Here is a 13,290-nt window from a genome sequence, read left to right on the forward strand (position 1 = left end):
AATTTGACTATCCAAAATTTACGATTCCTAGCTCTCTTAGCGCGATTACAAAAATCGCAAGCGGAGATACCACGCGAAGTAGGACGAAATACCAAATTTTAAATCCGAAATCTCCCATATATGGCGAAAGTAGGGCATAAACGCCATCTTTTTTGATGACATATCCTACGAAAATGACAATGATTAATCCGCCAAGTGGCATTAAAATTTTAGATGTCAAATAATCCAGCGCGTCGAAAAACGGCTGTCCTGCGATGACGAAATACTCGCTTGTCGCGCCATAGTATCCCAAAATGCAGGCAATCCCTAGCACATAGGTAAATACAAAAACCGCCACGCAAGCTTTCGCGCGAGAAAATGCGCGGGATTTGACTAGGTAATAAACAGCTGGTTCAATCATCGAAATCGCTGAGGTAATGGCGGCGAAAAGTAGGGTTAAGAAAAACGCAAACGCCAAAATATGTCCGATAAAGCCAAGTTTGCTAAATAGCACGGCAAGGGAAACGAAAATCAGTCCAGGACCTGATTGGGCTGGATCGCCGTTAAATTCGAAAATAAATGTGAAAACAACAAGACCCATCATAACGCCAATCATTACATTGATTAAAACGATATTAATGCTCGAAGTTAGGATATTGGTGCGATCTGGCAGGCTTGCAGCGTATGTCAAAATCGTAGTTACGCCAAGGCTAAGTGTGAAAAACGCTAGTCCTAGCGCGTCAAGCACGCTTTGTGAATTTAGCGCGCTAAAATCAGGCAAAAGCAAGAATTTGGCGCTTTGTGCGAATCCATCGAAGCTAGCCGAATACAAAACCATAAGCACAAGCAGGATAAAAAGGCTAGGCATCATCCAGATATTTAATCTCTCAATTCCGTTTTTGATACCCTTTGAGACGATCAAAAAGCACACAAGCGACATTATCGTAAAGCAGATAATCGCTACAAGCGGTGAATTTGAAATCAAAGCGTTAAACATCGCACCGCTATCGTCTAAATTTTGAGGTAGTGAGAAAATCGATGTGGCTGTGTATTTTAAGATCCAGCCCATTACGACGCTGTAAAATGAGTAAATCAAAAGCGCAGTAATCATCAAAAATCCGGCCTTGCTCCAAAGCTCTTTGTTGCTAGGGGCAAGTCTTCGGTAGCTATCGACTGGATCGCTCTCGCCAAGGCGTCCAATGGTGATTTCGCCGATAAAAATGACAAAACTTACCAAAAATGTGAGCAAAAGATAGAGCAAAATAAATGCGCTACCGCCGTTTTGACCTACGAGTGTGGGGAATTTCCAAGCGTTTCCAAGTCCCACGGCTGAGCCTGCGACCGCCAAAATAAAACCAATGCGTGTGAATTTGTCGTTCATACTTTTCCTTTTGGTAAAAAATTTGCCAATTTTATCAGAATTTAGCTTACATTAAGCTATTTAAATTTGATTAAATTTATAAAATTTTGGCTAAAATCACGCGTTATAAAATTTAATCAAGGAAAATTTATGGAAGTAAAACTTTTGAATTTCACGCCACTTTGGGTATGTTCGAACGCCATAAGAACTTGCTGGCAAAGCTTCGAGCGGGGCGATAACGGCGGCGAAAAGGACTTAGCGCTAATCAACCGCGTGGGAAATGAAATGAAGCACTCATCTACGCTTGAACACATTTTTTATAATTTTTATATCAAGGGCATCTCGCGCGCGCTTTTGCAAGAATTAGCGAGGCATCGTATGGCAAGTCTGAGCGTGAAATCCACCCGCTACACGCTAAAAGAGCTAAGAAATGAGCCTGAAATCACAAGCGATAGCGCCGCAAAATACATCGTGCTAACAGGCAACGACGCTGTCGATAGCGCAAGCATAAAAGCCTTAAATAATCTAAGGGAAATTTTAGGCGCAAACACTAGCCTAGATATCGCCAAATACTGCCTGCCAGAGTGCTATAAAACTGAGCTATCGTGGAGCATAAATGCTAGAAGCCTGCAAAACTTCCTCTCTCTTCGTTCTAGCAAATCAGCACTTTGGGAGATACGCGCACTCGCAAATGCGCTCTTTGCAGCACTGCCAGAAGAGCATAAATTTATCTTCGAGCATTGTATGTATAAGGCAAATCCGCAAGAATTGTAAAATTTGTGTCATTGCGAGCCCGGCGTTGAAATCCAGAGAAATTTCGATAAATTTTAATTTACAAATGAATTTTGGTAAATTTTAAATTTACTTTAAATTTTACTGGATTGCTTCGAAAACTTCGTTTTCTCGCAATGACATTTTATGTAAATTTAATCTCGGTCAGTATTTTAAAATACCGAATTTATCAAATTCACAAATTTAAACTCAAATTTGATAGTTTGGGTTTAAATTTGCAAAATTTTACCAACTGTTTATATTTATTATTTGTAGCCTTGCTTCTAGCTTGTCTAGCTCGATTTGAGCAACTGCTTCTCTACTCATTGTGTCTCCTTTAAAAAAAGTTTGTTATCAAATTTTTTAATTAAAATATTTTTTTTGAATATAATCTATGTTTATATTTTTCTTATCTAAAAACCATTGTTTGATTTCCAAATAATCTTTTTTATCAAAAATACACACCATATAAAATTTTCCACGCAAAACATTTATATTGTAAGCCCAACCATTTTTTTGTGGTTCATCAACTATGATTGAAAAAAATGGCGTAAAATCTTTCAAATTTCTTTTTACAATCATATAAAAACAGGCTTTTAAGAATATATTTGCAAAAAAATAAAAAATTATAAAAAATAATCCAATTATCTTAAAAAATGCAAGTGCAATAATTTGATTTACAAAAATAGATAATAATATTCCACCATTTCCTTCTCTATCTTCCATCCAAAATGGCTTACAAATAATATTTCTTAAATTTCCATTTGCAGACGAATATTGTAATTTCCCGAATTCGTAAAATCGTATAAATTTGTTTGTAAAATGAATTTCTGCTTTTCTGTGAATAGCAAAAATATAGTAAGTCATCATAAAATCAACCACTAGGATAAAAATTATTATTGAATTTACTAAATTTATGTGTTTGCCAAATTCTTTTATTACTTCATCATTTGGTCTATATATCAAATAGCCAAAAATATAAACATATATGTTAAGTAAAATCATAAAAGCAACAAGGGCAGAAAATAACGATAAAACCGAGTTAAAAATTTGATGATAATCTTTGATAACTATCGGCTCTTTGTCGTAATCTCTTTGATTTAAATTTTTATTTGAATTTTTATTTCTAACATTTTTATTCCAGTTTTCAAAATTTTCCAAATTTAATCCTTTTTATAAAATTTTCGTCATTGCGAACGAAGTGAACCGTCAGGCGTTTTAAATTTTGCAATTTCTGGATTGCTTCGGCGATAAATCGCCTCGCAATGACAGCGAATTTAGCGTCCGTGAATTTTAAATTCGTAGATTGCTTCGCTTTCTGCGAAAGCTCGCAATGACAAATTAGGCAAAATTCGTGGCAATCTACGAGTAAGAAATTTCGGCGCAGTATTTTTGCAAAATTTCGGGGCAGTATTTTTGCGAAATTTAATGTGGAATTTTACTCTAAATTTCAACTATCCAAATTTTCTTTTTTTCGCCTTAACGCCTCTTTGCGTTTTTCTTCCATTTTCACAGCTTCGTTGAGTGCGTCCTCGCCGTCGAATTCCGTCCCGCCAAGAAATTTCGAATAATCATCGAATTGATGATTTTTTAGCGCCCACAAAAGCCCGCCTAACACGCAAAATCCAAGTATTAGCGAAATCGTAACCATAGTCATTAGCACGGCGTTACTCATAGTTTTATCCTTCTTAAAAGCATTGAATTTGCGACCACGATTAGCGAGCTTAGGCTCATCGAGAGTGCCGCAAACAGCGGAATTGCGTATCCCAAAAACGCAAGTGGAATCGTGATTAGGTTGTAAAGTAGCGAAATAGCGATATTTTGGCGGATTTTAGTGTCTGTTTTGCGCGCGATACGCATGGCGCGCACTAGGCTCGTCATATCGTCTTTGATAAGCACTACATCGCTTTTTTGCACGCTAAGATTCGCGCCACTTCCTAGGCAAATCCCAGCATGAGCGAGGCTAAGCGCGGCCGCGTCGTTTATCCCATCGCCTACCATTACCACTTTTTTGCCCATTTTAGCGAGGTTTTGAATATAGCTAGCCTTTTCATCTGGCAAAATTTGCGCGCCAAATTTCGCTATTTCTAGCTCGCGCGCTATCGCACTAACGGCGTTTTGGTGATCGCCACTGATGATATGAAGCTCGTAACCTAAATTTTGTAGCGTTTTTATGGCCTCTTTGCTATCATCTTTAAGTGGCGCAAGAAGCCAAAATTTGGCTAAAATTTGCCCATTTTGCATGAAAAAATACTCGCTTAAATCCCCGCTAGCAACATTTGCGCCAAGCTCGCACATAAATTTCGCACTTCCGCCATAAATTTCATTTTCGCCAAATTTCGCGCTAAGGCCTTTGGCTGGGTGGTTTGTGATATTTTCTAAATTCGCAGGCGCAAATTTTGCAAATTCGCCCGAATTTAAAAATTCAAGCACGGCCTCGGAAATAGGGTGATTTGAGCTTTGCAAAAGCCCTTTTAGCGCGCCGATATCGCAGCGGGGCGAAATTTCGCTTTTTTTGACGATTAGCGCAGAGCTTGTGAGTGTGCCTGTTTTGTCAAAGACGATAGTATCGGCTTCGGAGAGGATTTCTAGCATTTTGGCCTCTTTGAAGATTATGCCATGCCTTAGCGCCACAGAGATCGCGCACAGCGTCGCAATCGGCGTGGCAAGGGCTAGTGCGCAAGGGCAGGCGATGATGATGACGCTAACGCTGATTAGTAGCGCGCTTGCAAAGCCTGCTTTGGCATACCAAAACACAAACGCCACAAACGCCACGGCTATGACAAAAATCGAAAAATAGCCTGAAATTTTATTAGCCAAAATTTCAAATTTTGGTTTTTTTAGATTTGCGTTTTCTAAAAGCTCGACGATTTTGCTAAGCAATGAGCCCTTAAAATCAGCATTTGCGCGGTATTTTAGCGAGCCAGATAGGCAGAGTGAGCCTGATTTGATTTCATTGTTTTTGCCTAGCGACACCGGGATACTCTCGCCCGAAATGCCCGAATAATCGAAACTTCCCTCGCCGCTACTTACCACGCCGTCGATTAGGACGCGATCGCCTTGGTTTATGAGAATTTCATCGCCGATTTGCACCTCGTTTGGGGATTTGTTTGCATAGCTTCCGTCAAAACCAAGTGTGCAAACCTCGCCAAGAAGCATGTTTGAAAGCGAGCTTAAATTTTCGCCAGCCCTTTTTTGGCTTAAAATTTGCAGATATTTTCCAGCAAACACAAAGGTGATTATCATCGCTACGGATTCGAAATATACCTCGCCATTGCGCGAAAACATAACATAAAGCGAATAAATATAAATTACCAAAGCCCCAAGACCAACGAGCAAGTCCATATTTGGGGTGCGAGTTTTGAGCGCATAAAATGCACTCTTAAAAAATACTGCCCCGGTATAAAAAAGCACAGGCGTAGCTAGGATAAACTCAGCAAAGTGCAAAATATCCTTCGTTCCCTGCTCGATCCCCGTGAAATACCCGCCATACAGCGCGATTGAGATCCACATTATATTCATAACGCAAAAAATCCCAACCAAAAGCCTAGCGTAAAATTCCCTGCGTTTTGCCGTGTCTTTGGCGTTTTGGGTGTTTGTGTCATAAGGATAGGCGTCATATCCGATAGAACGGATTAAATTTAAAATTTCGGCCAAGGATATTTGCTCTTCGTCCCATACAATGCGAGCTTTGTGCGAGGCTGCGTTTAGGCTTACTTCGATTATGCCAGTGGTGTTATTTAGGATTTTTTCGTTTAGCCAGACACACGCCGAGCAGTGAATTCCGTCGATTAAAAGCGAAATTTGGTTAAATCCGTCTTTATCTTTGGTGACATAGTTTTTGTAAATACTGCTAGCTGGGCCCTGAATTTGGGCATTTTGTTTGGCTGGGCGCAGGGTATTTTTGCCAAGGCGCTCGTAAAATTCGCCCAAATTTTGCCCCTGCAAAAGATAATAGACATTTTTGCACCCATTACAGCAAAACTTATGCCCCGCCTCATCGCTAAAAAGCTCCGCGCTCTCAAACGAGCCGTGGCAGTGATCGCATTTTTCCATTGAATTTGTCCGTCCAAGAATTTCGCGCGATTATAGCATTTTTTTACATCCAATCAAGGATTTGCGAAATTTCCGTGGCGTGAAAAATTTTAAGTCCTAGCGAATTTTGCGGTTTCATCGGCGAGATTATGTTTTTAAATTTTTGCAAACTAGCCTCTTTTATGCGCGCATCGAGGTTGAAAATTTCACGAATTTCGCCATTTAGGCTAACTTCGCCAATAAATGCGCTCTCTTTGCTAAGCGGGCGGTTTTTAAAGCTACTTACGATTGCAGCGACCACAGCTAAATCGCAGGCAGTTTCGGTGATTTTTACCCCGCCGATGACATTTACGAAGACATCGTATCCTCCAAGTCCAATTTCAAGCTTCCTATCCAAAAGCGCTAAAAGCATATCGAGGCGGTTTTTATCATATCCTGTGGCAGAGCGTTTGGGATACGAGCTTTCGCAAACTAGGGCTTGGATTTCGACTACTAGGGCGCGCGAGCCCTCCATAGTCACGGTGATTGCAGAACCTGAGGCAGGTTTGGTGCGAGTGAAAAATTTACTTGCGACATCTTTTGCGCTAATTAGCCCTTTTTCGCTCATTTCAAAAATTCCAACCTCGCTAGTAGAACCAAAACGATTTTTAAAACCACGCAAAATTCGAAGTTCCTTGCTAGCATCTCCTTCGAAATACAGCACCACATCGACCATGTGTTCTAAAATCCTAGGCCCTGCGATTGAGCCTTCTTTGGTGATATGCCCGATGATAAAAATGCTAATCCCGCGCTCTTTGGCTAATCGCATTAACTCAAATGTGATCTCGCGCACCTGCGTGACTGAGCCCGGGGCTGATGAAATTTTGTCGCTATAAAGGGTCTGGATACTATCAATGATTACGCTTTTGTAATTTTTGCTTGAAATTTCATCTAAAATCGTGTTTAAATTTATCTCAGTTAGCAAGAATAAATTTTTGTTGATTGCGCCTAGTCGGTCGGCTCGCATTTTGATTTGGCTGGCACTTTCTTCGCCGCTGACATAGAGTGCGGGCGAATTTGGGCTGGCTAAATTTGCAGCGATTTTGAGCAAAAGCGTGGATTTGCCAATCCCTGGACTTCCGCCAATTAGCACGAGTGAGCCCTCTACAAGCCCACCACCTAAAACCAAATTTAACTCAGCGTCTTTGGTATCTATGCGCACGACATCTTCGATTTGGATTTCATCGATTGCTTTTGCGCCACTCGCGCCTTTTTTTTGCTCTAATTTTTCTATCTCTTTTAGGGTTTTAATCTGCTCGGCTTTAAGCTCCACGAAACTATCCCATGCGCCACAATCAGGGCATTTGCCAAGCCATCTGGATTGTTGATTTCCGCAGTGTTGGCACTCGAAAAGTGTTGATTTTGATTTTGCCATTTTGTTTTACCTTGATAAATTTATTAAATTTCGCGCGATTATAGCAAAAATTTTTGCCTTAAATTTTTAGTAAAAATAAAATTTAAATGAAATTTAAATTAAATAATGAGAAAATGAACGATTAAATTTTTGATAAGGAGATTTCATGGACAGAAAGCTTACCAAAAAAGAGTTTTTTACCATTGCTTTAATGCTTTTTGCTATGTATTTTGGTGCTGGAAACTTCATTTTTCCGCCGATTGTGGGCAAAAACGCAGGCGATAACTTTTTCGTGGGAATTATGTTTTTTTGCTGTGCCGCGATTTTAATCCCAGTCCTTGGCGTCGCAGCCGTGGCTAAATCAAAGGGCTTGGCAAATTTAGTCGAACGCGTAGATCCTGTGTTTGCGCTGATTTTTACCGTGGCATTGTATCTGACAATCGGACCGCTTTTTGCGATACCGCGTGCTGCAAATATGCCATTTGATATCGTCGTGCGCGAAAATGTCGCCGAAACATCGGTGCAGATGTGGCTTTTAATCTATTCGGCTGCGTATTTTGCGCTAAATTTTGTTTTATGCTTAAATCCATCAAAACTCGTCGATTTGCTCGGACGCTACCTTACGCCTGTGCTTTTGATTTTGATTTTGGGGCTTTTCGTATCGTCGTTTTTCACCCCTATGGGCGAATTTGTCGCTCCAAACGAAGCGTATAGAGATCACGCAGTCGCAAGTGGTTTCGTCGATGGATACCAGACTATGGACGCTTTGGCTTCACTAGCCTTTGGTATCATTATCGCAAATGCGATGAGAGCGCGCGGTGTTAGTGATGAGGGGCATATCGTCGTATCTATGATAAAAGCGGGTATGTTTGCGGGCGCGCTTTTAGCTGTGATTTATCTGATGATTTCATATCTTGGTGCGAGTGCGGCTAGCCTTTTCCCTGATGTAACAAACGGCGCACAATACCTTAGCAAAATCAGCCACTATCTTTTTGGCAGTGTCGGCACAGCCTTGCTAGGGCTTGCATTTTTCCTAGCCTGCCTTACTACGACTTTGGGTTTGATTAGCTCATGTAGTCAGTATTTTGAAAACCTAGTAAAAGGTAAAATTCCATATAAAATTTGGGTTGTGATACTTTGCCTTGTATCATTTGGTGTGGCAAATTTCGGACTTACAACGATTATTAGTGCGAGTATCCCTGTGCTAATCGCGATTTATCCAGCTGCGATTATGCTTATAATTTTATCGCTAATCGATCCGCTAATCGATACAAGCAAGTTAGTTTATAGGGCTTGCGTGTATGCGAGCTTCGCTGTGGGTATAGTAAATGGACTAGATGTCTTAAAAATCAAAATTCCAGGTATTACTAACTGGGTTAGTAGCTTTCCATTTTATGATGCTATGCTTGGCTGGATTGTGCCTAGCGTAGTGGCTTTTGTGATTAGTTTTTTGATACATATCCTTACGAAAAAATCATTTTAACCAAATTTAGGCTTGCGCGCGTTCGCAAGCCTTTTTAAATTTTGGCTTAAATTTAATCAAATTCTTACAAAAATATAAAATTTAATCAAATTCTTTAAAAAATTCTTAGAATTTAATCTAAAAAATAATAAAATATCCAGTCATTTCATAATTAGGATTGAACATGGAGAAATTAAACGGTTCGCAGATGATTATCGAGGCGCTTCATCAAGAGGGCGTTGAGGTAGTATTTGGATATCCTGGTGGCGCTGCGCTAAACATATATGATGAAACATACAAACAAACATATTTCAAGCATATCCTGGTGCGCCACGAACAAGCTGCGACTATGGCAGCTGACGGATATGCACGCGCTAGCGGCAAAGTAGGCGTAGCTATCGTAACAAGCGGTCCTGGTTTTACAAATGCAATCACAGGCCTTGCCACTGCGTATGCAGATTCTATCCCAATCGTGCTAATTAGCGGACAGGTTGCTGGTTCGCTTATCGGAACTGACGCATTTCAAGAGATTGATGCGGTTGGAATTTCAAGACCATGTGTCAAACACAATTTCCTAGTAAAAACCGTCGAAGAGCTTCCAATGGTGCTAAAACAAGCGTTTTATATCGCGCGCTCTGGCAGACCGGGTCCTGTGCATATCGATGTGCCAAAGGATGTCACGGCTAAGCTTGGCGAATTTGTCTATCCAAATGAGATAAAAATGCAAACATATCGCCCGACTTACAAAGGCAACGCAAAACAGATAAAAAAAGTAGCAGAGCTAATAATGGCGGCCAAACGCCCGATAATTTATATTGGCGGTGGCGTGATTTTAAGCGAGGCTAGCGAGGAAGTAAGACAGCTAGCACATATCACGCAAATCCCAGTAGTAGAGACTCTAATGGCACTTGGTGCGATGAGAAGCGACGATGAGTTAAATTTGGGCTTAGTGGGAATGCACGGAAGCTACGCAGCCAATATGGCGCTTAGCGAAACAGACCTTATAATCTGCCTTGGAGCGAGATTTGATGATAGGGTAACTGGAAAACTCGAAGAATTCGCTAAAAACGCAAAAATAATCCATGTCGATATCGACCCAAGCTCGATTTCAAAAATCGTAAATGCGCATTTCCCAATCGTAGGCGATGTAAAATCAGTCCTAGCAGAGCTAAATCCTAGATTAAAGGACGAAGCAGAGCCTGCAAACTACGCCAAATGGCGCGAACAAATCAAAATTTATAAAGAAATTCACCCGCTAAAATACACAGATAGCGATGAGGTTTTAAAACCACAATGGGTAGTGCAAAAAACTGGCGAGATCGCAAGCGATGACGCTATCATCGTCACAGATGTCGGTCAGCACCAAATGTGGGTAGCCCAGTTTTATCCATTTAACCGCCCTCGCACGCTTCTTACAAGCGGTGGGCTTGGCACTATGGGATATGGCTTGCCTGCTGCAATGGGAGCGAAAGCTTACGCTGGCGAGAAAAGGCAGGTGATAAATTTCACAGGCGATGGCTCAATTTTGATGAATATCCAAGAGCTAATGACGCTTAGTGAAAATAATCTTGGTGTCGTAAATATCATACTTAATAACAACTTTTTGGGTATGGTTAGACAGTGGCAAAGTATGTTTTATGGTGCGAGATTTTCATCGACAGATCTTAGCAAACAGCCAGATTTTGTAAAACTCGTAGAGAGCTTTGGCGGGCTTGGATTTAGCGTTAGCACAAAAGCTGAGTTTGAAAGTGCGCTAAAAACTGCGCTTGAAAGCAATAAGGTTTGCTTTATCGAGGTTAAGGTCGATCGCTTCGAAAATGTTTTCCCAATGGTGCCAGCAGGTGGCGCGCTATATAATATGATATTTGAATAGGATTTGATTATGAATAGTATAAAAAGAATTATTTCAGTCATAGTTTTGGACGAACACGGCGTGCTTTCTCGTATTTCTGGGCTTTTTGCAGGGCGCGGATATAATATCAACTCCCTAACCGTCGCACCTATCCCAAATACAAATTTATCTAGGCTTACGATTGTAACCTTGGGCGATGAGCGCATTATCGAGCAGATTACGAAGCAACTTCACAAGCTAATCCCGATTTATAAAGTAATCGAGGAGGCAAATTTTGTCGAAAAAGAGATGGTTTTAATAAAAATCGCATTAAACGAAAATTTAGCCGGACTTGACGCTTTGCTAAAAGCGTATAACGGCTCTATCGCAAACAGCGACGAAAACCATATCGTGCTTATGGCGTGCGATGACGCTGATAGAATCGAGAGTTTTTTAAAGACCGTGAAAAAATACAACCCAATCGATATCGTCAGAAGCGGTAGCGTCGCACTTGATATGTAGGAGAAGATATGAAACTTTCTGAAATTGTTAAAATTTTAAGAATGGATTTTGCTAGTTTGGGGATCGAAGATGCCGAAATCACAGCGATAAATTCATTACAAAATGCAAACGGGAGCGAGCTTAGCTACTGCGATAGCGAAAAAAATGAAAAATTTATCGCAGATAGCAAGGCGTGTGCTGTTTTGGTAAAAAAGGGCGTAGAGGTTCCAAAAAACATAATCAAAGTCGAGTGTGTCAATCCGCACCTAGCCTTTGCAATACTGAGCAAATATTTCGCAAAACCGCTTATCAGGGAGCCTCGCCCAAGCGCGATTGCTAAAAGTGCGCAAATCGCAAAGGGTGTTTATATTGGCTCAAATACCCAAATCGGCGAGAGAGTCGTAGTCTGCGCTGGTGCGTATATTGGCGATGATGTCGTTATCGGCGATGATTGTGTGATTCACCCAGGGGTCGTGATTTACAATGACACGATTATCGGGGCTCGCTGCCATATCCTAGCAAACGCAGTTATCGGCTCGGACGGCTTTGGCTACGCGCACAGAAGCGACGGTACGCATGTTAAAATTTATCACAATGGAAATGTCGTGCTCGAAGATGAGGTCGAAATCGGCGCAAATACCACGATAGATAGGGCGGTTTTTGGCTCTACGATAATTTCATCTTGCACCAAAATCGACAATCTAGTCCAAATCGGACACAACTGCGAGCTAGGTCAAAATTGTCTAATCGTCTCACAAGTGGGACTTGCAGGATCAACTATACTTGGTAGAAATGTCGTCCTCGGCGGTCAAGCAGGCAGTGGCGGACATGTCAGGGTAGGGGATTTTGTCCAAGTCGCAGCCAGAGGCGGGATTAGCAAAGACCTGCCAGCTGGTAAAAATTTCGCCGGCCACCCGATAATGGAGCTAAAAGAGTGGTTTAAACTCCAAGCCAAGATCGCGCGATTTTTCAAAGATAAATAAGGATTAAAAAATGACGCTAGAAGAGCTGAAAGACACTATTGATAGAATTATACTAGAAAGCCCCGAGCTTAGGGGTTGTGAAGTGGAAGTCGTGGGCGAGAAAAAACACGAAATTTTCGCAATCTATGTCGATGAAAACGCCAGAAAAATAGTCGTAGAAATCTAAATTTAGCCCAAAAATGGGCTAAATTTCACTTCAAATTTTTTATTAATTCCTCAATTTCTCTGCTTTGTCCTAGTCTATACAGCGCAAAATCATATTTTATCGGATCGTGCGGGTCGAACTCACGCAGTTTCGCGCTAAGAGCGCTAACAGCGCGAAAATCATAAACCTTCCTATCAATCAAACCTAAGGCTAGTGAGACCTTGTGCGTGTGAGTATCTAGCGGTATGAGTAGTTTGGACGAACTTATGCGCGAAAACAGCCCTAAATCTATATCGCTTTTGCGCACCATCCAGCGCAAAAACAGATTGTAGCGTTTGTATGGCGAGGTAGGTTTAGTGGTGAAATTTTTGCCGAAGAAAAACTCATATCCAGCCGAGCGATACTCTGAAAGCTCGTAAATTTGGGCTATGAGCGCATTTATGCCGTTTATGATTTCGCCATTTTTCATACCATTTAAAATGATTTTTTCTATATCGCACTCGCAAAGCCTGCGAAGCGCGAGAAAAATCTCCGCCACATCGCGCTCGCTTTGAAAGCGGTATTTTTTGCCTTGTAAAGCTGATTTTATCGTCTTTTCATCGCTTTCAAGCAAATCAAAATTTAGCGAATTTAAAAATTTGATTATCTGCCCTGCGTTTCCATAGGCAAAAAGTGCGCAAATTAGCGCGATTACGGGCGCGTGCGGGGTGTGGGCGAGAGGTTTTAGCACTTGCAAGGGATCTGGGGCACTAAAAAGATTTTCATCAGTATTACTACGCGCCGAATAATACTCCAAAAGTGCCTTCATTTCGGCACCGCTAAGGTTTTTT

Annotated in this window: 12 protein-coding genes; 6 read left to right on the forward strand and 6 right to left on the reverse strand. The window is 41.2% G+C overall.

The window, feature by feature from the left end:
* Positions 1 to 7 precede the first annotated feature (7 nt).
* Entirely contained in the window at positions 8 to 1,360 is a 1,353-nt protein-coding gene (locus PF027_RS03330) for a sodium-dependent transporter (protein ID WP_270877354.1), read from the reverse strand.
* Positions 1,361 to 1,489: 129 nt separating this feature from the next.
* Between PF027_RS03330 and thyX the strand changes: the two genes are divergently transcribed.
* Positions 1,490 to 2,113 (forward strand): FAD-dependent thymidylate synthase, encoded by a 624-nt coding sequence (gene thyX, locus PF027_RS03335; protein WP_270871953.1) that lies wholly within the window; start codon positions 1,490 to 1,492, stop codon positions 2,111 to 2,113.
* A gap of 360 nt (positions 2,114 to 2,473) precedes the next feature.
* On the opposite strand, the gene PF027_RS03340 is transcribed toward thyX, so the two are convergent.
* The 4 genes from PF027_RS03340 to radA all read right to left on the reverse strand — a co-directional run bounded on the left by PF027_RS03340 (position 2,474) and on the right by radA (position 7,559).
* Positions 2,474 to 3,271 (reverse strand): hypothetical protein, encoded by a 798-nt coding sequence (locus tag PF027_RS03340; protein ID WP_270871952.1) that lies wholly within the window; start codon positions 3,269 to 3,271, stop codon positions 2,474 to 2,476.
* A gap of 289 nt (positions 3,272 to 3,560) precedes the next feature.
* A complete protein-coding gene (gene ccoS, locus PF027_RS03345; RefSeq protein ID WP_270859044.1) occupies positions 3,561 to 3,785 on the reverse strand; it encodes a cbb3-type cytochrome oxidase assembly protein CcoS in 225 nt (74 codons plus the stop codon).
* A complete protein-coding gene (locus PF027_RS03350) occupies positions 3,782 to 6,166 on the reverse strand; it encodes a heavy metal translocating P-type ATPase (RefSeq protein ID WP_270877355.1) in 2,385 nt (794 codons plus the stop codon). Before PF027_RS03350 ends, ccoS begins: the two co-directional genes overlap by 4 nt.
* Positions 6,167 to 6,209: 43 nt before the next feature.
* A complete protein-coding gene (gene radA, locus PF027_RS03355) occupies positions 6,210 to 7,559 on the reverse strand; it encodes a DNA repair protein RadA (RefSeq protein ID WP_270869621.1) in 1,350 nt (449 codons plus the stop codon).
* A gap of 145 nt (positions 7,560 to 7,704) precedes the next feature.
* Between radA and brnQ the strand changes: the two genes are divergently transcribed.
* The 5 genes from brnQ (at position 7,705) to PF027_RS03380 (ending at position 12,481) form a co-directional block, all read left to right on the forward strand.
* Entirely contained in the window at positions 7,705 to 9,021 is a 1,317-nt protein-coding gene (gene brnQ, locus PF027_RS03360) for a branched-chain amino acid transport system II carrier protein (protein WP_270871950.1), read from the forward strand.
* Between the two features lie 163 nt (positions 9,022 to 9,184).
* A complete protein-coding gene (locus tag PF027_RS03365; RefSeq protein WP_270871949.1) occupies positions 9,185 to 10,873 on the forward strand; it encodes an acetolactate synthase large subunit in 1,689 nt (562 codons plus the stop codon).
* Between the two features lie 9 nt (positions 10,874 to 10,882).
* Positions 10,883 to 11,353 (forward strand): acetolactate synthase small subunit, encoded by a 471-nt coding sequence (gene ilvN, locus PF027_RS03370; RefSeq protein ID WP_270859039.1) that lies wholly within the window; start codon positions 10,883 to 10,885, stop codon positions 11,351 to 11,353.
* A gap of 8 nt (positions 11,354 to 11,361) precedes the next feature.
* Positions 11,362 to 12,315, forward strand: a complete 954-nt coding sequence (lpxD, locus tag PF027_RS03375) for a UDP-3-O-(3-hydroxymyristoyl)glucosamine N-acyltransferase (RefSeq protein WP_270871948.1) — start codon at positions 11,362 to 11,364, stop codon at positions 12,313 to 12,315.
* 10 nt (positions 12,316 to 12,325) lie between these two features.
* On the forward strand, positions 12,326 to 12,481 hold the full coding sequence (locus PF027_RS03380; RefSeq protein WP_270871947.1) for a hypothetical protein: 156 nt from the start codon (positions 12,326 to 12,328) through the stop codon (positions 12,479 to 12,481).
* Positions 12,482 to 12,506: 25 nt separating this feature from the next.
* On the opposite strand, the gene PF027_RS03385 is transcribed toward PF027_RS03380, so the two are convergent.
* Positions 12,507 to 13,268 (reverse strand): TIGR02757 family protein, encoded by a 762-nt coding sequence (locus PF027_RS03385; protein WP_270871946.1) that lies wholly within the window; start codon positions 13,266 to 13,268, stop codon positions 12,507 to 12,509.
* Positions 13,269 to 13,290 lie beyond the last annotated feature (22 nt).

The sequence above is a fragment of the Campylobacter sp. VBCF_01 NA2 genome (genome assembly GCF_027797205.1).
Lineage (GTDB): Bacteria > Campylobacterota > Campylobacteria > Campylobacterales > Campylobacteraceae > Campylobacter_B.

What these genes read in the sequence shown, in the direction of transcription:
- PF027_RS03330 (WP_270877354.1), bottom strand. Translation starts at nt 1,360, where the DNA reads ATGAACGACAAATTCACACGCATTGGTTTTATTTTGGCGGTCGCAGGC.
- thyX (WP_270871953.1), top strand. Translation starts at nt 1,490, where the DNA reads ATGGAAGTAAAACTTTTGAATTTCACGCCACTTTGGGTATGTTCGAAC.
- ccoS (WP_270859044.1), bottom strand. Translation starts at nt 3,785, where the DNA reads ATGAGTAACGCCGTGCTAATGACTATGGTTACGATTTCGCTAATACTT.
- PF027_RS03350 (WP_270877355.1), bottom strand. Translation starts at nt 6,166, where the DNA reads ATGGAAAAATGCGATCACTGCCACGGCTCGTTTGAGAGCGCGGAGCTT.
- radA (WP_270869621.1), bottom strand. Translation starts at nt 7,559, where the DNA reads ATGGCAAAATCAAAATCAACACTTTTCGAGTGCCAACACTGCGGAAAT.
- brnQ (WP_270871950.1), top strand. Translation starts at nt 7,705, where the DNA reads ATGGACAGAAAGCTTACCAAAAAAGAGTTTTTTACCATTGCTTTAATG.
- PF027_RS03365 (WP_270871949.1), top strand. Translation starts at nt 9,185, where the DNA reads ATGGAGAAATTAAACGGTTCGCAGATGATTATCGAGGCGCTTCATCAA.
- ilvN (WP_270859039.1), top strand. Translation starts at nt 10,883, where the DNA reads ATGAATAGTATAAAAAGAATTATTTCAGTCATAGTTTTGGACGAACAC.
- lpxD (WP_270871948.1), top strand. Translation starts at nt 11,362, where the DNA reads ATGAAACTTTCTGAAATTGTTAAAATTTTAAGAATGGATTTTGCTAGT.
- PF027_RS03380 (WP_270871947.1), top strand. Translation starts at nt 12,326, where the DNA reads ATGACGCTAGAAGAGCTGAAAGACACTATTGATAGAATTATACTAGAA.
- PF027_RS03385 (WP_270871946.1), bottom strand. Translation starts at nt 13,268, where the DNA reads ATGAAGGCACTTTTGGAGTATTATTCGGCGCGTAGTAATACTGATGAA.